This is a genomic window from Mycolicibacterium baixiangningiae, from assembly GCF_016313185.1.
Classification (GTDB): Bacteria; Actinomycetota; Actinomycetes; order Mycobacteriales; family Mycobacteriaceae; genus Mycobacterium; species Mycobacterium baixiangningiae.
Map to the genome: position 1 here is coordinate 5,283,693 of NZ_CP066218.1, position 25,168 is coordinate 5,308,860.

At 67.9% G+C, this 25,168-nt stretch carries 28 protein-coding genes, 1 tRNA gene and 2 pseudogenes; 16 read left to right on the forward strand and 15 right to left on the reverse strand.

Translation table 11 applies throughout. The annotated features are described in order from the left end of the window. Positions 1–819, reverse strand: coding sequence for an endonuclease III (nth, locus tag I7X18_RS25080; protein ID WP_372442992.1), 819 nt, complete (start codon positions 817–819; stop codon positions 1–3). 98 nt (positions 820–917) lie between these two features. Here nth and I7X18_RS25085 point away from each other — a divergent pair, with 98 nt between their 5' ends. After that, positions 918–1,217: a hypothetical protein gene (locus tag I7X18_RS25085; RefSeq protein WP_193046684.1), complete on the forward strand. Its 300-nt coding sequence runs from the start codon at positions 918–920 to the stop codon at positions 1,215–1,217. A gap of 132 nt (positions 1,218–1,349) precedes the next feature. Beyond that, positions 1,350–2,024 carry a cAMP-activated global transcriptional regulator CRP gene (gene crp, locus I7X18_RS25090; protein WP_011562195.1) on the forward strand — a complete coding sequence of 225 codons (675 nt, stop codon included), beginning with the start codon at positions 1,350–1,352 and terminating at the stop codon, positions 2,022–2,024. 54 nt (positions 2,025–2,078) lie between these two features. Here the strand turns inward: crp and I7X18_RS25095 are convergent, their stop codons facing one another. The 3 genes from I7X18_RS25095 to I7X18_RS25105 form a co-directional block, all read right to left on the reverse strand. Beyond that, entirely contained in the window at positions 2,079–2,858 is a 780-nt protein-coding gene (locus I7X18_RS25095) for an MBL fold metallo-hydrolase (protein ID WP_193046685.1), read from the reverse strand. 82 nt (positions 2,859–2,940) lie between these two features. Continuing rightward, complete coding sequence (locus I7X18_RS25100) at positions 2,941–3,435, reverse strand: RidA family protein (protein ID WP_193046686.1); 495 nt, start codon at positions 3,433–3,435, stop codon at positions 2,941–2,943. Next, entirely contained in the window at positions 3,432–3,593 is a 162-nt protein-coding gene (locus I7X18_RS25105; RefSeq protein ID WP_134056910.1) for a Sp36 family protein, read from the reverse strand. The genes I7X18_RS25100 and I7X18_RS25105 overlap by 4 nt, the downstream gene beginning before the upstream one ends. Positions 3,594–3,641: 48 nt before the next feature. On the opposite strand from I7X18_RS25105, the gene I7X18_RS25110 reads away from it, so the two are divergent. Together I7X18_RS25110 and I7X18_RS25115 are read left to right on the forward strand one after the other, a co-directional pair. Then, positions 3,642–4,661: an ATPase BagA gene (locus I7X18_RS25110; protein WP_193046687.1), complete on the forward strand. Its 1,020-nt coding sequence runs from the start codon at positions 3,642–3,644 to the stop codon at positions 4,659–4,661. A 101-nt stretch (positions 4,662–4,762) separates the two neighbouring features. After that, positions 4,763–5,893, forward strand: a complete 1,131-nt coding sequence (locus I7X18_RS25115) for an ATPase BagB (RefSeq protein WP_193046688.1) — start codon at positions 4,763–4,765, stop codon at positions 5,891–5,893. A 24-nt stretch (positions 5,894–5,917) separates the two neighbouring features. On the opposite strand, the gene I7X18_RS25120 is transcribed toward I7X18_RS25115, so the two are convergent. Beyond that, positions 5,918–6,274 carry a WhiB family transcriptional regulator gene (locus I7X18_RS25120; protein WP_404822822.1) on the reverse strand — a complete coding sequence of 119 codons (357 nt, stop codon included), beginning with the start codon at positions 6,272–6,274 and terminating at the stop codon, positions 5,918–5,920. Between the two features lie 293 nt (positions 6,275–6,567). Between I7X18_RS25120 and ponA2 the strand changes: the two genes are divergently transcribed. From ponA2 to I7X18_RS25140, 4 genes and pseudogenes are all read left to right on the forward strand, one after another. Next, positions 6,568–9,009: a transglycosylase/D,D-transpeptidase PonA2 gene (gene ponA2, locus I7X18_RS25125; RefSeq protein WP_193046689.1), complete on the forward strand. Its 2,442-nt coding sequence runs from the start codon at positions 6,568–6,570 to the stop codon at positions 9,007–9,009. Between the two features lie 77 nt (positions 9,010–9,086). Next, entirely contained in the window at positions 9,087–10,073 is a 987-nt protein-coding gene (locus tag I7X18_RS25130; protein WP_193046690.1) for a metallophosphoesterase, read from the forward strand. After that, a pseudogene (gene cds1 / locus I7X18_RS25135) lies at positions 10,070–11,170 on the forward strand (L-cysteine desulfhydrase Cds1); the annotation flags it as partial. The gene I7X18_RS25130 and the pseudogene cds1, both read left to right, overlap by 4 nt. A gap of 292 nt (positions 11,171–11,462) precedes the next feature. After that, positions 11,463–11,536: transfer RNA gene (locus tag I7X18_RS25140), tRNA-Pro, on the forward strand. 34 nt (positions 11,537–11,570) lie between these two features. Here I7X18_RS25140 and I7X18_RS30230 read toward each other — a convergent pair. After that, positions 11,571–11,831, reverse strand: a pseudogene (locus tag I7X18_RS30230) (site-specific integrase); the annotation flags it as partial. Between the two features lie 56 nt (positions 11,832–11,887). Continuing rightward, on the reverse strand, positions 11,888–12,262 hold the full coding sequence (locus I7X18_RS25150) for a cupin domain-containing protein (RefSeq protein ID WP_232375325.1): 375 nt from the start codon (positions 12,260–12,262) through the stop codon (positions 11,888–11,890). Between the two features lie 53 nt (positions 12,263–12,315). Between I7X18_RS25150 and I7X18_RS25155 the strand changes: the two genes are divergently transcribed. From I7X18_RS25155 to I7X18_RS25170, 4 genes are all read left to right on the forward strand, one after another. Further along, a complete protein-coding gene (locus I7X18_RS25155) occupies positions 12,316–13,353 on the forward strand; it encodes a GlxA family transcriptional regulator (protein ID WP_198730475.1) in 1,038 nt (345 codons plus the stop codon). A 226-nt stretch (positions 13,354–13,579) separates the two neighbouring features. Next, complete coding sequence (locus I7X18_RS25160; protein ID WP_404822823.1) at positions 13,580–13,954, forward strand: metalloregulator ArsR/SmtB family transcription factor; 375 nt, start codon at positions 13,580–13,582, stop codon at positions 13,952–13,954. Next, positions 13,951–15,066 carry an ACR3 family arsenite efflux transporter gene (gene arsB / locus I7X18_RS25165; RefSeq protein WP_193046693.1) on the forward strand — a complete coding sequence of 372 codons (1,116 nt, stop codon included), beginning with the start codon at positions 13,951–13,953 and terminating at the stop codon, positions 15,064–15,066. The genes I7X18_RS25160 and arsB overlap by 4 nt, the downstream gene beginning before the upstream one ends. Before the next feature lie 4 nt (positions 15,067–15,070). Beyond that, entirely contained in the window at positions 15,071–15,745 is a 675-nt protein-coding gene (locus I7X18_RS25170) for an arsenate reductase ArsC (RefSeq protein ID WP_193046694.1), read from the forward strand. 19 nt (positions 15,746–15,764) lie between these two features. On the opposite strand, the gene I7X18_RS25175 is transcribed toward I7X18_RS25170, so the two are convergent. Further along, positions 15,765–16,985 (reverse strand): MFS transporter, encoded by a 1,221-nt coding sequence (locus I7X18_RS25175; RefSeq protein WP_193046695.1) that lies wholly within the window; start codon positions 16,983–16,985, stop codon positions 15,765–15,767. Then, on the reverse strand, positions 16,982–18,319 hold the full coding sequence (locus I7X18_RS25180; protein WP_193046696.1) for an NAD(P)-binding domain-containing protein: 1,338 nt from the start codon (positions 18,317–18,319) through the stop codon (positions 16,982–16,984). Before I7X18_RS25180 ends, I7X18_RS25175 begins: the two co-directional genes overlap by 4 nt. An 87-nt stretch (positions 18,320–18,406) precedes the next feature. Between I7X18_RS25180 and I7X18_RS25185 the strand changes: the two genes are divergently transcribed. Then, positions 18,407–18,766 (forward strand): ArsR/SmtB family transcription factor, encoded by a 360-nt coding sequence (locus I7X18_RS25185; RefSeq protein ID WP_193046697.1) that lies wholly within the window; start codon positions 18,407–18,409, stop codon positions 18,764–18,766. Between the two features lie 32 nt (positions 18,767–18,798). Here I7X18_RS25185 and I7X18_RS25190 read toward each other — a convergent pair whose 3' ends face one another. Further along, the gene (locus I7X18_RS25190; RefSeq protein WP_193046698.1) at positions 18,799–19,659 is read right to left on the reverse strand and encodes a class II glutamine amidotransferase; all 861 of its coding nucleotides are present in this window, start codon (positions 19,657–19,659) and stop codon (positions 18,799–18,801) included. A 102-nt stretch (positions 19,660–19,761) separates the two neighbouring features. Between I7X18_RS25190 and I7X18_RS25195 the strand changes: the two genes are divergently transcribed. After that, positions 19,762–20,574 (forward strand): acyl-CoA thioesterase, encoded by an 813-nt coding sequence (locus I7X18_RS25195; protein WP_232375326.1) that lies wholly within the window; start codon positions 19,762–19,764, stop codon positions 20,572–20,574. Between the two features lie 63 nt (positions 20,575–20,637). Beyond that, on the forward strand, positions 20,638–21,669 hold the full coding sequence (locus I7X18_RS25200; RefSeq protein ID WP_193046700.1) for an iron-containing redox enzyme family protein: 1,032 nt from the start codon (positions 20,638–20,640) through the stop codon (positions 21,667–21,669). On the opposite strand, the gene I7X18_RS25205 is transcribed toward I7X18_RS25200, so the two are convergent. After that, positions 21,649–21,885 (reverse strand): CDGSH iron-sulfur domain-containing protein, encoded by a 237-nt coding sequence (locus I7X18_RS25205; RefSeq protein ID WP_232375327.1) that lies wholly within the window; start codon positions 21,883–21,885, stop codon positions 21,649–21,651. The genes I7X18_RS25200 and I7X18_RS25205 overlap by 21 nt on opposite strands. Next, positions 21,882–22,577 carry a HemK2/MTQ2 family protein methyltransferase gene (locus I7X18_RS25210; RefSeq protein ID WP_193046701.1) on the reverse strand — a complete coding sequence of 232 codons (696 nt, stop codon included), beginning with the start codon at positions 22,575–22,577 and terminating at the stop codon, positions 21,882–21,884. The genes I7X18_RS25205 and I7X18_RS25210 overlap by 4 nt, the downstream gene beginning before the upstream one ends. A 42-nt stretch (positions 22,578–22,619) precedes the next feature. Here I7X18_RS25210 and I7X18_RS25215 point away from each other — a divergent pair, with 42 nt between their 5' ends. Next, a complete protein-coding gene (locus tag I7X18_RS25215) occupies positions 22,620–23,345 on the forward strand; it encodes a phosphodiesterase (protein WP_193046702.1) in 726 nt (241 codons plus the stop codon). 3 nt (positions 23,346–23,348) lie between these two features. Here I7X18_RS25215 and I7X18_RS25220 read toward each other — a convergent pair whose 3' ends face one another. The 3 genes from I7X18_RS25220 to I7X18_RS25230 form a co-directional block, all read right to left on the reverse strand. Then, the gene (locus I7X18_RS25220) at positions 23,349–23,507 is read right to left on the reverse strand and encodes a hypothetical protein (protein ID WP_193046703.1); all 159 of its coding nucleotides are present in this window, start codon (positions 23,505–23,507) and stop codon (positions 23,349–23,351) included. A gap of 47 nt (positions 23,508–23,554) precedes the next feature. Next, complete coding sequence (locus I7X18_RS25225; RefSeq protein ID WP_193046704.1) at positions 23,555–24,541, reverse strand: LLM class F420-dependent oxidoreductase; 987 nt, start codon at positions 24,539–24,541, stop codon at positions 23,555–23,557. Between the two features lie 72 nt (positions 24,542–24,613). Further along, positions 24,614–25,078, reverse strand: coding sequence for a GatB/YqeY domain-containing protein (locus I7X18_RS25230; protein ID WP_193046705.1), 465 nt, complete (start codon positions 25,076–25,078; stop codon positions 24,614–24,616). Positions 25,079–25,168 lie beyond the last annotated feature (90 nt).

Here is a 25,168-nt window from a genome sequence, read left to right on the forward strand (position 1 = left end):
CTACAGGCCGGCGAGCGCGAGTAGGTGTTCGGTCTCCGGACCTTTGACGAGCGCGGCAGCCGCCTCCCGATCGGTCGGACCGATCCCGAACGACGGGCAGTCCTTGGCCAACACGCACACGCCGCAGGCGGGCTTGCGGGCATGGCAGACGCGGCGGCCGTGGAAGATCACCCGGTGGCTCAGCAGGGTCCACTCACTGCGGTCGATGAGTTCGCCGATGGCGTGTTCGACCTTCACCGGATCCTCTTCGGAGGTCCATCGCCACCGGCGCACCAGCCGCCCGAAATGGGTGTCGACGGTGATTCCGGGAACGTCGAAAGCATTTCCGAGGATCACGTTGGCGGTTTTGCGGCCCACCCCTGGCAACGTGACCAGATCGTCGATGTTCCCGGGTACCCGCCCGTCGAAGCGCTCGACGAGCTCCTGGCCGAGCCGGATCAGCGAATTGGCCTTGTTCCGGTAGAAGCCGGTGGGCCGGATCAGTTCCTCGAGTTCGGTGCGGTCGGCCTGGGCGTAGTCGAGCGCGGTGCGGTACTTCTTGAACAGCGCGGGGGTGGTCAGGTTGACGCGTTTGTCGGTGCTCTGCGCGGACAGGATGGTGGCCACCGCGAGCTCCAGTGGATTGGTGAAGTCGAGCTCGCAGTACACGTGCGGAAACGCTTCGGCCAGGGTGCGATTCATACGCCGCGCCCGGCGCACCAGGCCCAGCTGGGTTTCGTTGTCCCATTTCTTGGCGGTGGGACGCCGCGCCGGCTTCGAATCGGCCGGAGCTCTGGCCGACTTCTCGGCGGGGGACGCACCTGCGGTCACGGAAGCCAGCGTAGGCGAGACCCGTGACATCGACCGCGATCAAGGTCGTCGATACCGGTGACAATTCGTGATCACGCTGAGACCTTGGCCCGGTTTACTTCTGCGTTGTGTCCTGGTTGCTCGTGGCGTTCATCCCCTGGTTGCTGATGGTGGCAACGTTCGGGCTCGAGCGCCTGGAGTCGGGTCTCGTCCGCGAGACCGTGTCGGCGTCGGACGTGGACGACTTCCTCCAGCAGGCCGGGGCGGACGACGTCGGCAGGCTCGCCCGCGACGGTATGAGCCACGCGATCGACGGGATGGCACGTCGCCAGAAGAGTCGGCTGGAAGCGGTCGAGACGCTGCCGACCCGGATGGCGGCGGCGGGTTTGCCTACGCGGGTGTACATACCACACCGACCGAATCCGTAGTTTCAGCCGCCCAGTCACGTGAATCGTGTGTAGCGTTGGCACGTTGCGAAACGGAATACCTCTACACTGAGCACGCTAACCAGTAAGAGGTCGGCTTCGCATTATCCAACCCAACAGCTTAAGAGGGGCAACGTGGACGAGATCCTGGCCAGGGCCGGAATCTTCCAGGGAGTCGAACCCAGCGCCGTTTCCGCGCTCACCAAGCAATTGCAGCCCGTCGACTTCCCGCGCGGACACACCGTGTTCGCCGAAGGTGAGCCCGGCGACCGGCTCTACATCATCATCAACGGCAAGGTGAAGATCGGCCGCCGCTCCCCCGACGGCCGCGAGAACCTCCTGACGATCATGGGTCCGAGCGACATGTTCGGTGAACTGTCGATCTTCGACCCGGGCCCTCGGACGTCGAGCGCCACCACGATCACCGAAGTGCGCGCCGTGTCGATGGACCGCGAAGCGCTGCGCGCCTGGATCGCCGATCGCCCCGAGATCGCCGAGCAGCTGCTGCGCGTGCTTGCCCGCCGGCTGCGCCGCACCAACAACAACCTGGCCGACCTGATCTTCACCGACGTGCCGGGACGCGTGGCCAAGCAGCTGCTGCAGCTCGCGCAGCGGTTCGGCACCCAGGAGGGCGGCGCCCTGCGCGTCACCCACGACTTGACGCAGGAGGAGATCGCCCAGCTCGTCGGCGCCTCCCGCGAGACCGTGAACAAGGCGCTCGCCGATTTCGCCCACCGGGGCTGGATCCGCCTCGAGGGCAAGAGCGTGCTGATCAGCGACTCCGAGCGACTGGCCCGTCGCGCCCGCTAGACCTTGCGATTTGGGCGCGCTGATCGACGCTGAGCGTCGGTGAGCGCGCCCAAGTCACATGCGCAGGTAGTCCAGCTGGGCTTGGACGCTCCATTCGGCGGCGTCCCACAGTTTCTCGTCGACGTCGGTGTAGACGTGCTCGACGACCTGACGCGCCGACGCCTCTTCACCCAGTTCCCGTAACGCCGCGCGCACCTGGTCGAGCCGCTCCTCGCGGTGCGACAGGTACATCGCCGTGACGGCCTCGAGGTCACCGAGGTCCGGCCCGTGGCCCGGTAGCACCGTCCGCCGGCCCAGCCCCTGCAGGCGGTGCAGCGACTCGAGATAGTCCCGCAGGCTGCCGTCCTCGCTGTCGATCACAGTGGTGCCCCGGCCCAGCACGGTGTCGGCGGTCAGCACCGCGTCGTCGAGAACGAACGACACCGAGTCGGCGGTATGCCCCGGCGTGGCCATCACGCTGATCCGCACACCCGCCGCCTCGATCACCTCGCCGTCGGTCAGCGGGCCACCGAGACCGCGAAGGAACCCGCTGCCGACCGACCGGACGACCGCGCCGGTGCGATCGACGATCTTGTCGATGCCGCCGGTGTGGTCTTCGTGTTTGTGGCTGATCAGCACCAGCGCGATGCGGCCGAGTTCGGCGACCTTGGCGATGTGTTCGTCGTCGTCGGGCCCGGGATCGACGATCACCAGTTCGTCGCTGCCCGGTCCGCGCAGCACCCAGGTGTTCGTACCGTCGAGCGTCATCAGCCCCGGGTTGTTGCACAGCAGCACCGAGGCGGTCTCGGTCACCGGGCGTAACAGCCCGTATGCCGGATGCTCGGGTGCGCTCACCTGGCTACGCGACCTCTGCCGATTCGTCGCTCACGCGACCTCTGCCGATTCGTCGCTCACGCGACCTCTGCCGATTCGTCGCTCACGCGACCTCGACGATCAGCTCGACTTCCACCGGTGCGTTACGCGGCAGCTCCGCCACCCCGACGGCGGACCGGGCGTGCGCGCCTGCGTCGCCGAACACCTCACCGAACAGCTCCGATGCGCCGTTGATAACGCCGGGCTGACCGTCGAAGCCGGGCGCCGAGGCGACGAACCCGACGACCTTGACCACCCGGGTGACCGCGTCGATGCCGACGAGTGCGTTCACCGCGGCAAGCGCGTTGAGGCCGCACAGCCGCGCGAGGTCCTTGGCGTCCTCGGCGGTGACCTCGGCGCCGACCTTTCCGGTCCGGGTCAGCTCACCGGAGACGATCGGCAGCTGACCGGAGGTGTAGACCAGGTTCCCGGTCCGCACGGCCGGGATGTATGCCGCCAGCGGCGCCACGACCTCGGGCAGCTCGATCCCGAGGTCGGCCAGCCTGCCTGACCACTGCGATTTCCCCGGGTCGCTGCGCTCCTGCCCGCCGGCGCTCACTTCGGGCGCTTCAGGTACGCGACGTGCTGTTCACCGGTCGGCCCGGGCAGCACCGACACCAACTCCCAGCCGTCGGCGCCCCACTGGTCGAGGATCTGTTTGGTGGCATGCGTCAGCAACGGCACGGTGGCGTACTCCCACTGGGTTGGTTCGCTCATGAGGCTGAGCTTATCGGGCGCCGCGCGGCGCTTGGCTAGCATGCAGAGGTGGCAACAACTACCAATGGCGGTAGAGCCGTCGGCTGGCCGTCGCGCCTGACGAAGGTGAAACTGCACTTCGTCACCGGCAAGGGCGGTACGGGCAAGTCGACGATCGCCGCGGCGCTCGCCCTGGCGCTCGCCGCCGGGGGCCGCAAGGTGTTGCTCGTCGAAGTCGAAGGGCGCCAGGGCATCGCTCAGCTCTTCGACGTGCCACCACTGCCCTACAAAGAGGTGAAGATCGCCACCGCGGACGGCGGCGGGCAGGTCAACGCGCTGGCGGTCGACACCGAGGCGGCGTTCCTGGAATACCTCGACATGTTCTACAACCTCGGCCTGGCCGGTCGGGCGATGCGCCGGATCGGCGCGGTGGAGTTCGCGACGACGATCGCGCCCGGGCTGCGTGACGTGCTGCTCACCGGGAAGATCCGCGAGGTCGTCACGCGGGCGGAGAAGGGTAAGCAGCCGGTGTACGACGCCGTGGTTGTCGACTCTCCACCCACCGGGCGGATCGCGCGGTTCCTGGACGTGACCAAGGCGGTGTCCGATCTGGCCAAGGGCGGTCCGGTGCACTCGCAGGCCGAGAGCGTGGTGAAGGTGCTGCACTCCGACATCACGGCGATCCATCTGGTGACCCTGCTCGAGGCGCTGCCGATGCAGGAGACGCTGGAAGCCATCGACGAGCTCAGGGCACTCGGCCTGCCCATCGGCAGTGTCATCGTCAACCGCAACATCCCGGCGTACCTGTCGCCGGACGATCAGGCCAAGGCCGCCGAGGGCGACATCGACGCCGACGCCATCCGCGCGGACCTGGCAGCGGTGGGAATCGAGTTGAGCGACAACGACTTCGCCGGGCTGCTGACCGAGACGATCCAACATGCCACCCGCATCGCGGCGCGATCCGAAACCGCCGAACAACTCGAGCGTCTCGACGTGCCGCGGCTCGAATTGCCTTCCCTGCCCGAAGGTGTCGACCTCGGCAGCCTCTATGAACTGGCCGAAGTGCTCGCCCATCAAGGCGTGCGATGAACGAAGAGAAGAGCACCATGGGGGTCCGTCGATGAACGACGAGAAGAGCACCATGGGGGTCCGTCGATGAACGAAGAGAAGAGCACCATGGAGGCCGGTCGATGAGTACGACACCGCCCGCCCTCGACCTGGGTGCGATCCTCCACGACACGTCCAACCGGGTGGTGGTCTGCTGCGGCGCCGGCGGCGTCGGGAAGACGACCACCGCCGCGGCGATGGCACTGCGGGCCGCCGAATACGGCCGCACCGTAGTGGTTTTGACGATCGACCCGGCCAAGCGTCTCGCACAGGCACTGGGCATCAAGGATCTGGGCAACACCCCGCAGCGGGTCCCGTTGGCCCCCGAGGTGACCGGTGAACTCCACGCCATGATGCTCGACATGCGCCGCACCTTCGACGAGATGGTGCTCCAGTACTCGGGCCCCGACCGCGCCGACTCCATCCTGGACAACCAGTTCTACCAAACGGTGGCGACGTCACTCGCCGGCACGCAGGAGTACATGGCGATGGAGAAGCTGGGACAGCTTCTCGCAGAAGACAAGTGGGACCTCATCGTGGTGGACACACCACCGTCGCGCAATGCGCTGGACTTCCTCGACGCCCCCAAACGGCTGGGCAGCTTCATGGACAGCAGACTGTGGCGGATGCTGCTGGCGCCCGGGCGGGGTATCGGCAAACTGGTGACGGGTGCGGTGGGGCTGGCCATGAAGGCCATGTCGACCATTCTTGGATCCCAAATGCTCTCTGACGCAGCAGGTTTCGTGCAGTCTTTGGACGCGACGTTCGGCGGTTTCCGCGAGAAGGCCGACCGGACCTACGATCTACTGAAACGGCGTGGCACCCAGTTCGTGGTGGTGTCGGCGGCCGAACCCGACGCCTTGCGGGAGGCGGCGTTCTTCGTCGACCGGTTGTCCTCGGAGCGGATGCCGCTGGCCGGGCTCATCTTGAACCGGACGCACCCGACGCTGTGTTCGTTGCACGCGGACAAGGCCAGTGAGGTGGCCGAGACACTGTCGGCAGAAGACCCGGAGTCGTTGACGGCGGCGGCGCTGAGCATTCACGCGGACCGGACGCAGACCGCCAAACGTGAGGTGCGCCTGTTGTCCCGGTTCACCGGCGCCAATCCGCATGTGGCGATCGTCGGTGTGCCTTCGCTGCCGTTCGACGTGTCAGACCTCGACGCGCTGCGGGTGATCGCCGATCAGATCACCGGCGCGGCGAACGCGGCCTGACGGTCCAGCGAGAAAGAGTGTGGCTCAGACCGCGCTGCGATGTTTGCGCTGAGCGGAGAAGAACTCGGCCCAGGAAACGACCTCGGGGTGCTGCTTGAGCAACGCCCGGCGCTGACGTTCGGTCATTCCGCCCCACACACCGAATTCGACCCGGTTGTCGAGGGCGTCCGCACCGCATTCGAGAATGACCGGGCAGTGGCGACAAATGACGGCGGCCTTGCGCTGCGCGGCGCCGCGGACGAACAGCTCGTCCGGGTCGGCCTGGCGGCACCGGGCCTGGGAGACCCAGGCGATCCGTGCTTCGGCCTCTGCACCGTGAACGGGGGTCGAGGAGGGGACGGTTGTGACGGTCTTTTCCACCGCGGGCCGGATGATTGACACCAGCGATCCCTTCGTTCTGCCGCCGCAGCGACGGCGAGTCCTCCGGAGTAGAACGCTGATGCGATCTACGCCACACTGCGCCAGTTAGTGTGTCCTGGATCGCACTGTGTGTCCAAGCTAGGTGGTCAGGCCACATTTACGCAACACTTTGTCTCCGACTTTTTTGGCACGGCCGTGCCGTCTGATCGAGTTCATAGAGTTGAGGCGTCTCGGCGCACCGGGTTCGCGACCGCAAACTCGGCGAATCCTGCTGCTCCGGCGATGCCGTCGGGCGGCGTCGTTACTCTGTACACATGCCGGAACGCCCGCCAACAGCCGTCACGGTCGTCAAGCTCGCCTGGTGCTGCTTGCTGGCCAGCGTGCTGACTGCCGCACTGATGTTCCCGGTGGTCGGCGGCATCGGGCTGATGTCGAATCGCGCCTCCGACGTCGTCGCGAACGGTTCGGCCGCCCTCGTCGAGGGCGAGATCCCGCAGGTGTCCACGATGGTCGACGCCAGGGGCAACACCATCGCGTGGCTGTACTCCCAGCGACGTTTCGAGGTGCCGAGCGAGCAGATCGCCAACACGATGAAGCTGGCGATCGTCTCCATCGAGGACAAGCGGTTTGCCGAGCACAACGGCGTCGACTGGCAGGGCACGCTCACGGGGTTGGCCGGCTACATGCGCGGCGACACCGACACCCGCGGTGGCTCGACCCTCGAACAGCAGTACGTCAAGAACTACCAGTTGCTGGTGGTGGCCCAGACCGACTCGGAGAAGCGGGCGGCCATCGAGACCACCCCGGCGCGCAAGCTGCGCGAGATCCGCATGGCGCTGACGCTGGACAAGACCTTCACCAAGCCGGAAATCCTCACCCGCTACCTCAACCTCGTGTCGTTCGGAAACGGGGCGTTCGGCATCCAGGACGCCGCCCAGACGTATTTCGGGGTCAACGCCTCGGAGCTGAACTGGCAGCAGTCCGCGCTGCTGGCCGGTCTGGTCCAGTCGACCAGCACGTTGAATCCGTACACCAACCCCGACGGTGCGCTGGCGCGCCGCAACCTGGTGCTCGACACGATGATCGAGAACCTGCCGAACGAGGCCGAGGCGCTGCGCGCGGCCAAGAACGAGCCGCTGGGCGTCCTCCCGGTTCCCAACGAGCTGCCGCGCGGGTGCATCGCCGCCGGCGACCGGGCGTTCTTCTGTGATTACGCGCTGGAGTACCTGGCCCGTGCGGGCATCAGCAAGGAACAGGTGGCCAAGGGCGGCTACCTGATCAAGACGACGCTGGATCCCGACGTGCAGGCGTCGGTGAAGTCCGCGGTCGACAACTTCGCCGACCCCGACACCCCGGGCGTCGCGAGTGTGATGAGCGTGATCCGGCCCGGCAAGGAAACCCACCCGGTGCTGGCGATGGCGTCCAACCGCACCTACGGGCTCAACCTCGACGCGAACGAGACCATGCAGCCGCAGCCGTTCACGCTCGCGGGTAACGGCGCCGGGTCGGTGTTCAAGGTCTTCACCACCGCCGCCGCCATGGAAATGGGCATGGGCATCAACACCCAGCTGCAGGTGCCCGGGTCGTTCCAGGCCAAGGGTCTGGGTAGCAGTGACCGCCCGGGGTGTCCGGCGGCGACCTGGTGCGTGAGCAACGCCGGCGGCTACCGCGGTTCGATGAACGTCACCGACGCGCTGGCCACCTCGCCGAACACCGCGTTCGCGAAGCTGATCTCGCAGGTGGGCGTGGCGCGCGCGGTGGACATGTCGGTCCGGCTGGGCCTGCGGTCCTATGCGCTGCCCGGCACCGCCCGCGACTACGACCCCGAGAGCAACGAGAGCCTGGCCGACTTCGTCAAACGTCAGAACATCGGCTCGTTCACGCTCGGACCCATCGAGGTCAACGGCCTCGAACTGTCGAACGTCGCGGCGACACTGGCGTCCGGCGGTGTGTGGTGCCCGCCGAACCCGATCGCCCAGGTCGTTGACCGCACCGGTGAAGAGGTGTCGGTGACCACCGAGACCTGTGAACAGGCGGTTCCCGAGGGCCTGGCCAACACGCTCGCCAACGCGCTGAGCAAGGACGACACCGGTGCCGGCACCGCCGCCGGTGCGGCCGGCTCCGTCGGCTGGGATCTGCCGATGTCCGGTAAGACCGGGACGACGGAGTCCAACCGGTCCTCGGCGTTCCTCGGGTTCACCAACCAGCTGGCAGCCGCGAACTACATCTACGACGACTCGCCGACACCCGGCGAGCTGTGCTCGTTCCCGCTGCGCCAGTGCGGGTCGGGAAACCTGTTCGGCGGCAATGAGCCGGCCCGGACGTGGTTCACCGCAATGAAGCCGATCGCCACCAATTTCGGGCCGGTGGCGCTGCCGCCGACCGATCCGCGCTACGTCGACGGCGGACCCGGCTCGCAGGTGCCGAGCGTGTCCGGTCTGACCGTGGACGGCGCCCGGCAACGCCTCCGGGACTCCGGCTTCCAGGTCGCCGACCAGCCCAGCTCGGTCAACAGCAGCTCCCGGGCGGGCACGGTCGTCGGCACCAACCCCAACGGCCAGACCATCCCCGGCTCGATCATCACCATCCAGGTGAGCAACGGCATCGCCCCGGCGCCACCCCCACCGCCGATCAGCATCCCCGGCCTGCCGGGCGGCCCGCCTGCGCCGATCGGGCAGACGGTCGTCGAGATCCCCGGCTTACCGCCGATCACCGTGCCGGTGCTCGGACCGCCACCACCGCCGCCGCCACCGTGATCGGCGCTGACCGGGGCTTTCCCACGGGCACCGGGTGGGAAGCGGTGGGCGCGGCGTTCTGGCAGTAGGCTGCTGCCATGGCTGCTGCTCTGCCAAAATCGACCGGGTCGTCGTCGATCAAGCTCCTGAAGAACACCGCCGCGGTGAGCGCCGGCTCGCTGGTCGCGGGTATCGGCTACGCCTCGCTCATCGAGCGCAACGCGTTCACGCTGCGCGAGGTGACCATGCCGGTGCTGACGCCCGGCTCGTCGCCGCTGCGCGTGTTGCACCTCAGCGACATCCACATGCGCCCCGGCCAGCGTCGCAAGCAGGCATGGCTGCGGGACCTGGCGCGGCTGGAACCCGATCTGGTCGTGAACACCGGCGACAACCTGGCGCACCCCCGCGCGGTGCCCGCCGTCGTGCAGGCGCTCTCGGAGCTGCTGTCGGTGCCCGGCGTGTTCGTCTTCGGCAGCAACGACTACTTCGCGCCGCGGCTGAAGAACCCGATGAACTACCTCACCAATCCGGGCCACCGGATCCACGGCCAGCCGCTGCCGTGGCAGGACCTGCGCGCGGCGTTCACCGAACGTGGCTGGCTGGACATGACCCACACGCGTCGTGAACTCGACGTCGCCGGGTTGCGGCTCGCGGTCGCCGGCGTCGACGATCCCCACCTCAAACGCGACCGGTACGACACGATCGCCGGTGCGGCCACGCCGACCGCCAATCTGTCGCTGGGGCTCACCCATTCGCCCGAACCGCGGGTGCTCGACCGCTTCGCCGCTGACGGCTACCACCTGGTGATGGCCGGCCACACCCACGGCGGACAGCTGTGCGTGCCGTTCTACGGCGCGCTCGTCACCAACTGCGAGCTGGACCGGTCCCGGGTGAAGGGCGCCTCGCGGTGGGGTGCCGATATGGCCCTGCACGTGTCTGCGGGTATCGGCACGTCGCCGTTCGCGCCGGTGCGGTTCTGCTGCCGCCCGGAGGCCACACTGCTGACTCTGGTCGCCGCCCCGACCGGTGGCCGCGACGCCGATGTGCAGGCAAGCCAGTCGCCGTCGACCGTTTCGGCGCGGTGACGGGGCGGTCCTCGATCGCCACTCACAGTCACCCTCGCGCGTGGGTCGACAATGCCGTCCGGTTGATCGAGGCCGACGCCCGGCGCAGTGCCGACACCCATCTGCTGCGGTACCCGCTGCCGTCGGCGTGGGGTGACGACTGCGGTGTCGCGCTGTATCTGAAGGACGAGTCGACGCACATCACCGGGAGCCTCAAGCACCGGTTGGCGCGCTCGCTGTTCCTCTACGGGCTGTGCAACGGATGGATCCGCGAGAACACGACGGTGATCGAAGCCTCGAGCGGATCGACTGCGGTGTCCGAGGCCTACTTCGCGGCGCTGCTCGGTGTGCCGTTCATCGCGGTGGTGCCGTCCTCGACCAGCACCTCGAAGGTCGCTTTGATCGAATCACAGGGCGGCCGTTGCCATTTCGTCGCCGAGTCGTCTCAGGTGTACGCCGAGGCCGAACGGCTGGCCGAGGAGACCGGCGGGCACTATCTCGACCAGTTCACCAACGCCGAACGCGCAACGGACTGGCGCGGCAACAACAACATCGCCGAGTCGATCTATCACCAGATGGCCGACGAGGAGCACCCGATCCCCGAGTGGGTCGTCGTGGGGGCGGGCACCGGCGGGACGAGCGCGACCATCGGCCGCTATATCCGCTACCGCCGCTACGCCACGGGGTTGTGTGTGGTCGATCCGGAGAACTCGGCGTTCTTCCCCGCCTACGCCCAGGGCGATCCGACCATCGTCACCGGAGCGTCATCCCGCATCGAGGGCATCGGCCGCCCGCGGGTCGAGCCGTCGTTTCTGCCGGACGTCGTGGACCGTATGGTCGCGGTCCCGGACGGGGCGTCGGTGGCGGCGGCCCAGCACGCGAGTCGGGTACTCGGCCGGCGGGTCGGCCCGTCGACCGGCACGAATCTGTGGGGGGCTTTCGGGCTGCTGGCGGAGATGAAGGCGCAGGGACGCGAAGGATCGGTGGTGACGCTGATCGCCGACAGCGGCGACCGCTACGCCGACACTTACTTCTGCGACGAGTGGCTGAGCAGCCAGGGCATCGACCCGTCGGAGTCGGCCGAGGTTCTCGTCGCCTTCGAGCGGTCCTGCGTCTGGCGCTCATCGTCGGACCCGCCGGACAGCGGCCCGTCAGCGGTCAGAAACAGCCAGATCGCTGCCAGAGCGAAGAACCCCAGGTAGATGGAAGCTCCCAACCCGGTCATGTCTGCCTCGTTTCACCAGTCGTGCGGCGCTCTGCCGTTATTCTGATCAACGCCACCGACAAGCCCCGGCATTCCGCATTTGCGGTATCGCGTGTCGCGAGATCTGCACGACAGTGGCGGCGGCGCGACCAGGCGGGCGTTTGGCTTTCCGGCGCTCCGGTGCGATACCCTTTCAAGGCTTCACGCGGGGTGTGGCGCAGCTTGGTAGCGCGCTTCGTTCGGGACGAAGAGGTCGTGGGTTCGAATCCCGCCACCCCGACTCGCGTTGGTGCAGGTAAGCGGCCCTGACTGGTTCAACCGGTCAGGGCCACTTGCGTACTCGGTACGTTTTCTCCAGCCAAATCACTGCCGGTGATGGTCGTTGAAGGCAGCCCGAGCGCCTTCGTCCTGGCTGCGTCGAGGACATCAGCCAAGGCATCAGGATTCGTGTCGAACGGGTCCGCATACGTCTCCAGCGTCATCTTGGCCGACTCATGCCCGAGCATCCTCGCTAGTGCGAGCACGTTCCCTCCGGCCGACACGATCAAGCTCGCGGCCGTGTGCCTGAGGTCGTTTTGCAGTAGGAAACACTCTGGTCATGTCGTGCCTCCACCCAGCTGGGCCGACCGAGCTACAGGGCGTGCCCGGTCGTGGCGTCGACGTGATCGGGCACGCCCTCGTGCTGATCGCCGACGGTGACGGTCCCGGTCGGCTCCACCATGAGGATCGACGCGCCGCCCTCCGACGACGGCTTGTGCTCGGTTCCGCGCGGCACCGTGAAGACATCGCCTCGTTGCAGCACCACTGTGCGGTCGCGGAGGGCAATGGTCAGCTCGCCCTCCAGCACCAGGAAGAACTCGTCGGTGTGGTCATGCGTATGCCAGATGTGCTCGCCGCGCACCTTGGCGATGCGGATGTCGTAGTCGTTGACCCGGGTCACGATGCGCGGGCTCCACAACTCCGCGAAGGACGCCAGAGCCGTGGTCAGGGAGATCGGTTCAGTCACGCCACCCATCGTGCGGCCTTCCTGAAGTACGGCGTGAGTGCTAGGAATCGCATGTGACGAAAGAATCCTTGCATCGCGTCGTGGCGCTGGTCGACGCCGGTTCTAATCCCTTCGAGCTCGGCTGCGCCACCGAGGTCTTCGGGCTTCACCGCCCCGAACTCGGCCGCGACCTGTACAACTTCCGTCTCTGCTCGGCTACCCGTACCACTCGGATGCGCGACGGCTTCTTCGATCTGACCGGAATCGCCCCGCTCGACGCGATCGACGAGGCCGACACCGTCATCGTCCCGAACCGGCCCGATGTCGATGCCCCGCGGCGCCCGGCCGTCCTGGACGCAATCCGCCGTGCCCACGCCCGGGGCGCCCGGCTGATCGGCTTCTGCAGCGGGGCGTTCACGCTGGCCGAGGCCGGGGTACTCGACGGAAGACGAGCCACCGCCCACTGGCAGTGGGCGGCTCAGTTCCGGTCGCGTTTCCCTCACGTACACCTGGAGACCGACGTTCTCTTCGTGGACGACGGTGACATCCTCACAGCGGCGGGAAGTGCTGCGGCCCTCGATCTGGGCCTGCATGTAGTGCGGCGCGACCACGGCGCCGAGATCGCCAACGCGGTCAGCCGCCGACTCGTCTTCGCCCACCGCGACGGCGGTCAGCAACAGTTCATCGAGCGCCCGATCCCCGACATCCCGGACGATTCGCTGGGCCCGCTGCTGGCCTGGATCCAGCAGCACCTCGACCGCCCGCTGACGGTCGCGGACCTCGCCGGTCACATGGCGGTGAGCCCGGCGACGCTGCACCGTCGGTTCCGGACCGAGTTGGGCACGACGCCGCTCGCCTGGCTGACCGGCGAGCGTGTCGTCCTCGCCTGCCGCCTGCTCGAACGCGGCGAGTCCCGCCTGGACGTGGTCGCCCACCGCAGCGGCCTCGGCACGGCAACGAACCTGCGCACACTAATGCGCCGTGAAACCGGCCTGACCCCCACCGAGTACCGCCGCCGCTTCGGCCGCGACTCCGGCCGTCAACCAGATCAATCCCAAGGCATGCCAAATCTACGCGGAGCGATTGAACGGCACGACGAAGTGACCGGCTAACGTCCGGCCTCCAGGGTTGGTGCACAACAGGACTTCAGACATCCGTGCAGCCCGCTTCGAAAACTGACACCACCCGTCCACCCCGACTCGTGTGTGAGCACGAGAAGGTCCTGACTGTCATCCAGCTCAGGGCCTTCTTCGTTGCCGTCCAGATCTCAGAACCCACGGGTGAGTCGTCACCAGCTGTTCGCTTGAGTTCTGATTCGATCGCTGTCAATATCGATAAGTGTCGAATTCAGAGGGTGGGATCGCGGACGCCTGCTGTGCGACGCCGCCGCTACTTCACGAGCCGCTGAGCGAGTCCGCGGCGGTCGAGATGTCCAAGAAGTTGAAGGCGCTGGCTGACCCGGTGCGGTTGCGGCTCTTCAGCGCCATCGCCAGCCACGCCGGCGGCGAGGCTTGCGTGTGCGACATCTCTGGCGGCATCGATGTTTCGCAGCCCACGGTGTCCCACCATCTCAAGGTGTTGCGCGACGCCGGTCTCTTGACCTCGCAGCGTCGGGCGTCCTGGGTGTACTACGCGGTGGTACCCGAGGCGCTTCACGGGCTGTCGGCACTGCTGACTCTCAATACTGCGGCGTTCGCAGGGGTCACGGCATGACCGACACCGTGGCATCGGACTCCGCAACGCCCGTGGTGGGCAAGTTGTCCACGTTGGACCGCTACCTGCCGGTGTGGATCGGGGTCGCGATGGCCGCCGGTCTGCTGCTGGGGCGATGGATCCCGGGTGTGAACACAGCCCTGGAAAGGGTTCAGGTAGACGGCATTTCGCTACCGATCGCGCTCGGTCTGTTGATCATGATGTACCCGGTGCTGGCCAAAGTGCGCTACGACCGCCTCGACACCGTGACCGGTGACCGCAGACTCCTGCTGAGTTCGCTGTTCTTGAACTGGGTGTTCGGGCCCGCGTTGATGTTCGCGTTGGCCTGGCTGATGCTGCCGGATCTGCCGGAGTACCGGACCGGACTGATCATCGTCGGGCTGGCCCGCTGCATCGCCATGGTCATCATCTGGAATGACCTGGCCTGCGGCGATCGGGAAGCCGCCGCCGTCCTGGTCGCGCTGAACTCGATCTTCCAGGTCATCATGTTCGCCGTCCTGGGCTGGTTCTACCTGTCGGTACTGCCCGGCTGGCTCGGCCTCGAACAGACCACCATCAGCACCTCCCCCTGGCAGATCGCCAAATCGGTCCTGATCTTCCTGGGCATCCCGCTGCTGGCCGGCTACCTGTCCCGCCGACTCGGCGAGAAGACCAAGGGCCGCGACTGGTACGAGACCGAGTTCCTGCCCCGGATCGGACCGTGGGCGCTCTACGGGCTGCTGTTCACCATCGTGGTCCTGTTCGCGCTGCAAGGCGAGCAGATCACCAGCCAACCGCTCGACGTGGTCCGGATCGCACTTCCCCTGCTCGCGTATTTCGCCATCATGTGGGGCGGCGGCTATCTGCTCGGCGCCGCGATCGGCTTGGGATACCAGCGCACCACCACGCTCGCCTTCACCGCCGCCGGCAACAACTTCGAACTCGCTATCGCGGTGGCGATCGCCACCTACGGCGCCACGTCCGGCCAAGCCCTTGCCGGGGTGGTCGGCCCACTGATCGAAGTCCCCGTACTCGTCGCCCTCGTCTACGTCTCGCTGGCGCTGCGCCGACGCTTCACCGACCACACCGTCGCACCCGTCTCAGCCCCCTCATCGACGACGAAGGAGTCCTAACACCATGGTCGACAGCCCCACCGCCCCGGCCGAGCACCCGCACCGCGACCTGTCCATCGATCAGCAGCACGCCCTGAGAACCGCGGCCACCCGGTTGGAGCGCGACTTCGCCGACACGTTCGGCGTCGACACCATCGAACGGTTCCTGCACACCTCGTACGACCAATTCGCCGGTCGCGCAACGATTCCGAACTTCCTGCCGCTGCTCGCCGAACGGTTCGCCCGCCAACGCCTGCACGCCCTGGCCCGGGTAGAAGGCAAGATCAGCGACGGTAAACCCACCGTCCTGTTCCTGTGCACCCACAACGCCGGCCGCTCCCAGATGGCGCTGGGTTTCTTCACCCACCTCGCCGGTGACGACGCCGTGTCCTGGTCGGGGGGCTCTGAGCCTGGGGATCACATCAACCCGTCCGCAATCGAAGCGATGGCTGAGGTCGGCATCGACATCACCGGCGAGTTCCCCAAACCGTGGACCGACGAAATCGTGCAGGCCGCCGACGTGGTGGTCACCATGGGCTGCGGGGATGCCTGCCCAGTGTTCCCCGGCAAGCGCTACGAGAACTGGGAGCTGCCCGACCCTGCGGGGCAGGACGTCGATGCGGTCCGCCCCATCCGCGACGACATCGAAGAACGTGTGCGTCGCCTGCTCGCAGAACTCGACGTCACCGCCACCAGGTAGCAACCCCAAAGGTGCGCGGTCAGACCCGAATGATCGGTGCGGGTGTCCGCACTCGCGGTGTGGTGGCCATCGCCAACAGCGCCCCCGCGGCAGCGATCGCCCCGAGAACGACGAACATGGCGGCGTAGCCGCCGAGCACACTGGCCAGCGCGGCACCGACGAACGGCCCGACCGCGGTGGCGATCATGACCGGCGCGGACAGGAAGCCGCTCAGATGGCCATAGTGGGTGGAGCCCCAACGCTCGGTGACCGCGGTTGCCTGCAGCAGCGTCATGATCCCGCGCATCACCCCTGCCCCGATCGCGACCGCCACCAGCGCCGCGTAAGCGCTGAAGGCGCCGAGGAGTGCGGTGCTGACCGCCACGCCTGCCATGACGATCACTGTCCGGGGCACGACGCCGACGCGGCGCACCAGGGTTTGATAACCGAGGCGGCCCAGCACTTGTCCCGCACCCCCGAGCCCGAGTGCGACAGCGGCGGCGCCGGTGCTGATACCGCGTTGAGTCATCAGCGGCACCAGGTTGGCGATCACCGCGTACGACGCCAGCCCGGCGAGTGCGAACGCCGCCATCAACGCCAGGAAAGGCCCGCTGCGCACGGTGCGGGTCGGCGCCTCGACCTCGTGCTTGGTGGGCATCGAAGGCCACGGCCGACGCAGCCCGAAGAGATGCGCCGGAATGGTGACCGCTGCCATGACGGCGGCCAGGATCAGATAGGTGTGCCGCCAACCCATTTGAGCCGACAATGCCGCGGTCAGGGGCGCGAACACGGTGCTGGCGAAACCGGCCACCAGCGTCAACACCGTCAGCGCGCGCACCGCGTCGGTGCCGAAGAACCGCGTCAGCGCCGCGAACGCGGGCGCGTAGAACACCGCGCTCATCGCGATGCCGGCGAGAACCCAGGCAGCCACGAACCAGCCGAAGTTCGGTGCGGCCACCACCGCCAGCACCGAAACGACACCCAGTACCGAACCGGCCGTCATGATCCAGCGCGGGCCGATGCGGTCCAGCCACCGTCCCACCGGGATCCCCATCACCGCCGAGGTCACCAAACCGGCCGAGAACGCCGCGGTCACCGCGGGCGCCGACCACCCGGTGTCTGCGCTGATCTGCTCTGACAGCACGGTGAAGGCGTAGTACAGCACGCCCCAACTGGTGATCTCGGTGATGCACAGAGTCACCAGCACCCAGCGCAGTCGGTGGGCCGCGCTGGGTGCTGCATGAGGATTCTCGTCGGTCATCCGCCAACGGGGTTGAGCGACAACGACAACGGCTGAATCGATGCCGGGGCCGGCCCGCAGCACCCGCCGCCCGAATTCTCCCCTTCCGGGCTGTCGAACAAGCCCGCCCCGTTGCACACCCCGGTATCGGGCAGTGTCAGCTCGACGCGGCGTGCAGCCTCGTGGTCGCCGGCCAGCGCGGCGGCGATGCTGCGAACCTGCTCGTAGCCGGTCATCGCCAGGAAGGTCGGCGCCCGCCCGTAGGACTTCATCCCCACGATGTACAGATCCGGTTCGGGATGGGCCAACTCGGCGGCACCGTGCGGCAACACACTGCCACAAGAATGCGCGTTCGGATCGATCGATGGTGCCAGCTTGATCGGAGCCTGCAGGATCGGATCCAGCTCGATGCGTATCTCCGACAGGAACGACAGGTCCGGTCGGAAACCAGTGAAAACCAGCACCTGATCAGCAGGCGGCAGCGCCCGGCCGTCCTCCGCGGTCACCACAGCGCGCCCGTCCACCAGGTCGACGCGCTCAGTGCGGAACCCGGTCGACAGCGAGACCCGGCCCGCCTCCACCGCTTCCCTGGATCGGACACCCAACGCACCACGCTCCGGCAGCTCATCGGCCGCGCCGCCGCCGAAGGTGTCGTCGGACACCCCGCGCCGCAGCACCCAGGTCACCGTCGTCGACGACTCCTTGCGCGCCACCTCGCCGAGCTGGATCACCGCCGTCATCGCCGAATGCCCGCTGCCGACGACCACCACATGCTTGCCCGCCAGCGCCGAGGCCTGCGCAAGCGTCGGCGGGACGTACGTCAGCACGCCAGCGGCCGCGGCCGCACGCTCCCCGATGGCGGGAACACCGTCAGCGCCAGCAGGATTGGGCTGCCCCCACGTGCCCGAGGCGTCGATGACCGCCCGTGCCTGCACCCGGTATTCAGTCCCCTCGGCGCTACTCACGTGCACCACGAACGGCGCCTCTTCGCGGCCCGGGCTGACCAGCCGGTCCCGGCCGAGCCGTGACACCGCCCCCACTCGCGCGCCGTATTGCACCCGCGTGCCCAGAGCGTTCGCCAGCGGCGTCAGGTAGTCGTCGATCCACTCTCGGCCGGTGGGGAAACCCGCCTCGGGAGCCGTCCAGCCCGTCGGCTCCAGCAACCGCGCGGCAGCCGGATCCACCAATTCGGGCCACGGCGAGAAGGTGCGCACGTGCTCCCATTGCTCGACCGCCGACCCCGGGCCCTGGCCGGCCTCGAACACCAGTGGTGTGAGTCCACGCTCCAGCAGGTGCGCGGCCGCCGCCATGCCCAGCGGCCCGGCACCGATCACCACGACGGGCAGTTCGGACATCCTCGACCCCTCTCATCGACATTCTTCGATGGATCGATCGTCCTCGACCCATCGATGATTGTCAATGCGTGTGACAGAATGAATCGCATGGCGTCCGTGACCGCTCCCGTGACGACCAGTGACGTGACCGCCTGCTGCTCCCCGCTCACCGGCGGCGCGCTGGACACGGCGGCCGCCGAGCGCCTCGCCTCGGTGTTCAAAGCCCTTGCCGATCCCGCGCGGGTGAAGCTGGTATCGCTGATCGCGGCGTCGGACGGCGGTGAAGCGTGCGTCTGCGACCTCACCGAACCCCTTGGACTGTCCCAGCCCACCGTGTCGCACCACATGAAGATGCTCGTCGACACCGGTCTCGTGACCCGTGACCAACGTGGCAAGTGGGCCTACTACCGGGTCGATTCCGAGGCGTTGGACCGTATCGCCGCCGCGGTTTCGACACACGCGCGGTAACGAGGCGCTCACCGCCGCCTGACCCCGAACGCTCACGCCGGCACGTGCTGCGATTCGGCCGCCGCGGGGCTGAGGTCGGCACGCGTCAGTTGCCGGGCGGGCGGATTCGGCAGCTCCATCCGCCGGGTGATCCGCAGCCCGGCATCGATGTGCACCAACTCCCCCGGCGTCATCGGCTGCCACCGCTCGTCGTCCATCGGCTCGCTCGCGAAGACCACTGCCGGCTGTTCGACGAGGTGCGCACTGCTGGCGCTGATCCGGTTGGTACGCAGAGTGAACTCGGCCCCGTCGGCCGCGGTCCGATCGAGTAGGTACAGCGCGTGGGTGTCCGGATACCGCAGCGCCCACATGTCAGTGGGCGTGGCCAGCAGCAGGTTCACCGCGTAGATCGGCACGCTGTCGGCCAGCCAGTGCAGTGCGTCCGCGATTCCTGCCCCGACGTCGCCGTCGCGCGCCCGCACCGACGCGGTGATCAGCGCGAAGACCCGCTCGGAATCGGTCTCGCCACGGACGAGGTCGCTGACGCCGAGCTCGTGCAGCCGGGCGTCGAGAGTGTCGAGGCCTTCCACCACTCCGTTGTGCGCGAAGAGGCGTCCGTCCTGCAGGAAGGGGTGGCTGTTGCGCACCTCCAGGGATCCCGTGGTGGCGTAGCGGACGTGCGCGATGAACGTGGTACCGGTCAGCTCCTGGGCTTCGTCGGTGAATTCGGCGTCGCGCCACGCGGCGATCGGCTGCTTACGCACGTCTGGTGTGCCGTCCGGGCGGAAAACGCCCAGACCTGTGCCGTCGGGGTTGCGCCGGCTCTGCTCGGCGAGGTTGTCGGGCGCCTGCAACAGCCAGAACGTGGCCTTCACCGCGCGGCCGTCGGCATGCAACCCGAAGAGGCGGCACATCCCATCACCTCCTGCCGGAGCGTCCCGAACACATCCTTCCTGTCTACTCCGTGCCGACGCCCCCCGACGCGTCCCAACCAAGTGGTGGATAGGCTGCCGAAGGTGACCGCGCTCCACGAGACCCTGCCGCACGGCGCTAGCTGGATCGCGCGTCTCCTCGAATTCGAATGCGACGGCGACACCTTCCTCGCACCGCAGGTCACCAGTGGCCCGGCGCAACGACTGTTCGGCGGGCTGATCGCCGCGCAGGCGCTGGGCGCAGCCGGGGCGACGGTCGATCCCGACAAGCGGGCGCAGTCGCTGCACGCCTACTTCGTCCGCGGCGGCAAGTACGGCATCGACGTCGAAATGCAGGTCGAGCGCACCCGCGACGGCCGATCGTTCGACACCCGGCGCGTCACCGCCATCCAGGAGGGCAAGGTCATCCTCGAGATGATCACGTCGTTCCATCGCCCAGAGGAGAGCGCCGACTGGTATCCCCAGCGACCGGCGGCGCTCACGTTCGACGATGCGGTGGCGAAAGCCCCCGACCTGGAGTCGGTGGACCGTTTCGAGATCCGCTGCCGGCGCGACGATACGTCGCCGTTCGCCGTCCCGCCGTTCTGGATCCGCACCCGCGACCCGATCGAGGACGATCCGCTCATCCGGGCGTGCATGCTGACCTACATGTCTGACCTGGGACCGGTCCCCGCCGCCCGCCCCTCTGGTGCGCCCGACGAACCGGGCGTCGGAATGGCCGCATCGCTGGACCATTCGGTGTGGTTCCACCGGCCGTTCGATCCGCACCGCTGGCACCGCTACGAGGTCAGCGGGGTCAACAACAGTGACGCCCGCGGCCTGGCCGTCGGTTCTCTGTACGACGACGGCGGTGTGCTGATCGCCAGCACCACCCAGGAAGCGCTCTGGCGGTTCTGACGACACGATCACACCCGGCCGAAAACGGATTGGACAGCCCAAGCAGCGGGTAAGTCCACCGGCGTGACTTACGCGCCGATCTTGGTTGATCCGTTGTTGCCCGACGCACGGGGCCCCATCTCGCTGGCCGTGCTGAATCTGCTCACCGAGCGGGCACCGCGCAACCACCTGGCCCGCATCGAGGCGTCACTGGCCGACTCCGACCCGTACGGCATCGACCTGCAGTTGGCGCTCTACGTCTGCTACGAACTGCACTACCGCGGCTTCGCCGGCGTGGACCCGCACTGGGAGTGGAACGCCGGCCTGCTTCACCTGCGCGGGCAGATGGAGCAGTCGTTCCTCACCGCGGTGCGTCGCGATGTCGGCGAGATCGACCCGGACCAGACGGCCGCCGACGAGATGACCGCACTCGCCGTCGAACCGGTCGACGGCCACCCCGACGCCAGCGGCCCGTCGTACTTCCTGCGCGACAAGGGCACGTGGGAGCACATGCGCGAATACTTCGTGCACCGCTCGCTGTATCACCTCAAGGAGGGCGATCCACACGCGTTCGCCATCCCCCGCCTGACCGGACAGGCGAAGGCCTCCTTCGTCGCAGTCGAATTCGACGAGTTCGGCGGCGGCCGGGGCCCGCAGCTGCACCAGCAGCTGTTCGCCGACCTGATGGCGGCCGCGGACCTGGACGCCTCCTACCTGGGCTACATCAACGACGTCCCCGCCGAGGCGCTGGCGGCGGTGAACCTGATGTCACTGTTCGGGCTGCACCGCGCGCTGCGTGGAGCCGTGGTCGGCCACTTCGCCTCCACCGAGATCACCTCGTCACCCGGTTCACGCCGACTCGTCGACGCGCTGGAGCGGATGGGCGCGCCGGATACATGCGCGGCGTTCTACCGCGAGCACGTGGAGGCCGACGCCGTTCACGAACAGGTGGTGCGCACCGACGTGGTGGGTGACCTGGTGGCCCGGGAACCGCACCTGGACACCGACGTGGTGTTCGGTATCCGGGCGCATGCGCTGGTCGAGAACATGCTGGCCGATCACCTGATGAAGTGCTGGACGGCGGGCGAGACCTCGCTACGCCGACCGCTGTCCTGACGGAGCCGACGAGGGAGACGGGTCGTCGTCGCCACGGCGACGCCGACGATGGCTGGTATCGCACAGCGGATAAGTCTTGCTGCGTTTGCACGCGCAGATCGCGACCATGAAACGGTCCGATTCCACGACGCTGCCGTCGGGTAGCTCGATGCGGACCGGCCCCTGCACCATGATGGGGCCGCCCTGCACCACCCGCACGGTGCGCGGTTCGGTCACGGTTTGTCCGCGCGGATGACCAGCAGCTCCTCTTCGCGACGGCCCGGATCGAGCCGGCCCGTCTCCTCCAGCCATTCGGCGCGTGCGGTCAGCACCGGGCCGAACGGAATCCACTGCCATGCAATCACTTTCGCATCCAGCCCAGCGCTCGACAACGCTGCCAGGGTCCGGCGCGGATCGGCGAACTCCGACTGCACGAGCAGCAGGCTGCCACCGTCGGCGAGCAGATCCGGCAAGGCCTCGCACAGCGGGTCGAGCACGAGCCGGCCGTCGTAACCGGCGTCCCAGGCACGCGCGGGGCCGACGGTCGACGGCACCGGCGCGCGATCGGCCTCCGGGGCGTGCGGGATGTACGGCGGGTTGCAGGTCACCAGATCGAACGGCGCGAATTCCACCGCCCGCGCCCAGGACCCGAGATGAACGTCCACTTCCGCACCGGCGCCCAGTGCGTTGCCGCGCGCACAGCGCACGGCTTTGGGGCAGATGTCGAAGGCCGTGACCGACGAGGCGCCCTGCAGGGCGGCGTTGACCGCCACCACTCCACTACCCGTGCACAGGTCGACGACGCGACGGCCGACGGCGAGACCGGTCTTCTCCATGATGTCGATCAGGAGTTGCGAGTCTTCCTGCGGGGCGTACACGCCTTCCGCGGCGACCACGGTGTCGCGCTCGTCGGTATATGCAGTCGTCACTTCGGCCTCTCGACGTCAAGGGGTCATTTGCTGGGGTGATTAATGCCCTGTATCGCGATTGTTAAACCCGCACACCCCGTTTGCGCTGCTGTTAGGCCGGGCACCCGATCAGGCGTGAATGTCTCAGATCTCCTCGCACTCCCGGTCGAAGCCGGGGCCGCGATACGCCGACGCAGGCTGTTCCACCCTGTCGGAGTGCTCGCCCGCGGCCGCATCGAGCGGATCGCCCCGCCGGGTCAGGGGCTGCCGATCGAGACCGGCGACGTCGTCGGCCGGGTCTCCAAGGCTGTGGGGTTGCCGGGGTCCGTCCCGGACATCGCCGGGTTGGCGTGGCGGATGACGCCCGGTTCCCGTCCCTGGGACGTCCTGCTGGCGACCACCGCACTTAACCGGTTCCTGTTGCTGCCCACCACGTCCTGGGATGACACCACCTATTCGAGCCTCATGCCGTTCCGGTACGAGGGCGGTGTGTGGTGGCTACGGGCCCGGCTCGTCACGAAGCTCGGCCGCCGAGGGCTGTCCCTGGACACCGTCGCCGACCAGCTGTCGCGCGGCGACCTCGAGTACAGCGTCGATCAAGCCGCCGGCACAGGCGGATTCGGACCGCTGGCCCGGTTGACGCTCTCCGAGGTCATTCCGCCCGACCGCGATCTGTCCTTCGACCCGACGCTCAACACCGCGCAGGGAGTGACCCTCACGCCCGGATGGCTGACGAACTTCCGCCGCGCCGCCTACCGCCGCAGCCGGGAGGGCCGCGACGCCCAGTGACGCTTACTCCGGTGACTCCTCGGTGTCATCGGGCGTGGTGATCTCGGGCGCGACCTCACGCGACGCCATGCCGCCCTCGTGACCCTGATCGGTCGGGCCGGGGCGCCCGCCCTTGGGTTCGGTGGCGTGATCCTCGTCGTAGATACCTTCTCCACGGGGCACAGGCCCCTCCTTTCGTCACCGCGCGGACTACCCTCCCGTCGCCGGATTCAACCGGCCGCACTGCGCAGCTTCTCCAGCAGCGGGCCCGCCGCCTCGTCGAGGAAGCGGTCCTGGCCGTCGTCACCGACCTGCACCAGCGCGATGTCGGTGAACCCGGCCTTCCAGTATTCGCTGACGGCCTCGACGATCGCGTCCAGATCGGGTCCACATGGAATCGACTCCGCGGTGTCCTCCGGGCGGACGAACTGCGTGGCGCCCGCGAATCCCGCCGTCGTCGGCAGGTCGGCGTTGACCGCCCAGCCACCGGCGAACCAGCGGAACTGCTCATGGGCCCGCGCGACCGCCGCCTCGCGGTCGGGGTCCCAGCAGATCGGGATCTGGCCGATCACCCGCACATGCCCGGGCAGGCCGGTCGCGCGCCGCGCCTCATGCCATGCGTCGACGAGGTCCTTGTTCGGTTCGACGGCGATGAGGTGGTCGGCGAGTTGGGCGAAGGCGTCCACCGAGCGGTCACCGGATACGGCCGCGGCGATCGCGACCGGCGTCTCGGGCAGGTCCCACAGCCGGGCGGAGTCGATCTCGAAATACTCGCCCCGCCAGTCCACCACTTCGCCGGTGAACAGTTCGCGGATGAGCTGGATGGCCTCGCGCAGCATGTCCTGCCGTCGCGCGACGGTCGGCCATCCCTTGCCGACCACGTGTTCGTTCAGGTTCTCGCCGCTGCCGAGGCCGAGGGTGAAGCGGCCGTCGGCGAGGATCTGCAGCGTCGCGGCCTGCTGGGCGACGATCGCGGGGTGATAGCGCATCGTCGGGCACGTCACGTAGGTGAACAGCTCGACGCGTTCGGTGACGTGCGCGACGGCGCCCAGGATGGTCCAGGCGTTCGGCGCGTGGCCCTGTGCGGCGAGCCAGGGCGAGTAATGGTCGCTGGAGACCTCGAAGTCGAATCCCGCGCTCTCAGCGGCGGCGGCGTAGCGGACGAGATCCTTGGGTCCGCTCTGCTCGGTCATCAGGGTGTAGCCGAAGCGCGTCATGCCGTGCGGGTAGCCCGTGCCGGACGGGTACAAACGACGGACGGCTGACTCGTTCGGCGGCAAGGAGTTTGGTCAGAGACGCGCCTTGACGGCGGCGGACAGCCGCGACCCGTCGGCCTTGCCCGCGGCGATCGCCGACGCCGCCTTCATGACCTGACCCATCTGCTTCATCGAGGGGCGCTCACCGAGTTGTTCGGCGACCTGTGCCATCGCCGTGTCGACGACGTCGGCGAGTTCGGCCTCGGTCAGTGGCGTCGGCAGGTACTCGTCGATGACGCGGGCTTCGGCGTGCTCGTTGGCGGCGAGTTCGCCGCGCCCGTTCTGGGTGTAGATCTCGGCCGCCTCGCCGCGCTTGCGCGATTCCCGCGCGAGCACCTTGAGCACGTCGTCGTCGGTGAGCTCGCGCGCCTGCTTACCCGACACCTCTTCGGTCTGCACCGCGGCGAGCAGCATCCGCAGGGTGGCCGTGCGAAGTTTGTCCTGTGACTTCATCGCGGCCGTCAGGTCTGCGCGCAACCGAGCTTTGAGTTCCGCCATGACACCGAAACTACGCCGGTGTCGCCGGCAGATCCTTCGGTCCACGCCGCAAACACGCGCGGCACGTTGTCAATTGGCGTGGTGATCGAC

Excerpts from the sequence above, each read along its gene's own strand:
- I7X18_RS25170 (WP_193046694.1), top strand. The coding sequence starts at position 15,071 with ATGGTCGACAGCCCCACCGCCCCGGCCGAGCACCCGCACCGCGACCTG.
- I7X18_RS25230 (WP_193046705.1), bottom strand. The coding sequence starts at position 25,078 with ATGGCGGAACTCAAAGCTCGGTTGCGCGCAGACCTGACGGCCGCGATG.
- I7X18_RS25180 (WP_193046696.1), bottom strand. The coding sequence starts at position 18,319 with ATGTCCGAACTGCCCGTCGTGGTGATCGGTGCCGGGCCGCTGGGCATG.
- I7X18_RS25105 (WP_134056910.1), bottom strand. The coding sequence starts at position 3,593 with ATGAGCGAACCAACCCAGTGGGAGTACGCCACCGTGCCGTTGCTGACG.
- I7X18_RS25185 (WP_193046697.1), top strand. The coding sequence starts at position 18,407 with ATGGCGTCCGTGACCGCTCCCGTGACGACCAGTGACGTGACCGCCTGC.
- arsB (WP_193046693.1), top strand. The coding sequence starts at position 13,951 with ATGACCGACACCGTGGCATCGGACTCCGCAACGCCCGTGGTGGGCAAG.
- ponA2 (WP_193046689.1), top strand. The coding sequence starts at position 6,568 with ATGCCGGAACGCCCGCCAACAGCCGTCACGGTCGTCAAGCTCGCCTGG.
- I7X18_RS25175 (WP_193046695.1), bottom strand. The coding sequence starts at position 16,985 with ATGACCGACGAGAATCCTCATGCAGCACCCAGCGCGGCCCACCGACTG.
- I7X18_RS25190 (WP_193046698.1), bottom strand. The coding sequence starts at position 19,659 with ATGTGCCGCCTCTTCGGGTTGCATGCCGACGGCCGCGCGGTGAAGGCC.
- I7X18_RS25130 (WP_193046690.1), top strand. The coding sequence starts at position 9,087 with ATGGCTGCTGCTCTGCCAAAATCGACCGGGTCGTCGTCGATCAAGCTC.
- I7X18_RS25215 (WP_193046702.1), top strand. The coding sequence starts at position 22,620 with ATGCCCTGTATCGCGATTGTTAAACCCGCACACCCCGTTTGCGCTGCT.
- I7X18_RS25115 (WP_193046688.1), top strand. The coding sequence starts at position 4,763 with ATGAGTACGACACCGCCCGCCCTCGACCTGGGTGCGATCCTCCACGAC.
- I7X18_RS25225 (WP_193046704.1), bottom strand. The coding sequence starts at position 24,541 with ATGACGCGCTTCGGCTACACCCTGATGACCGAGCAGAGCGGACCCAAG.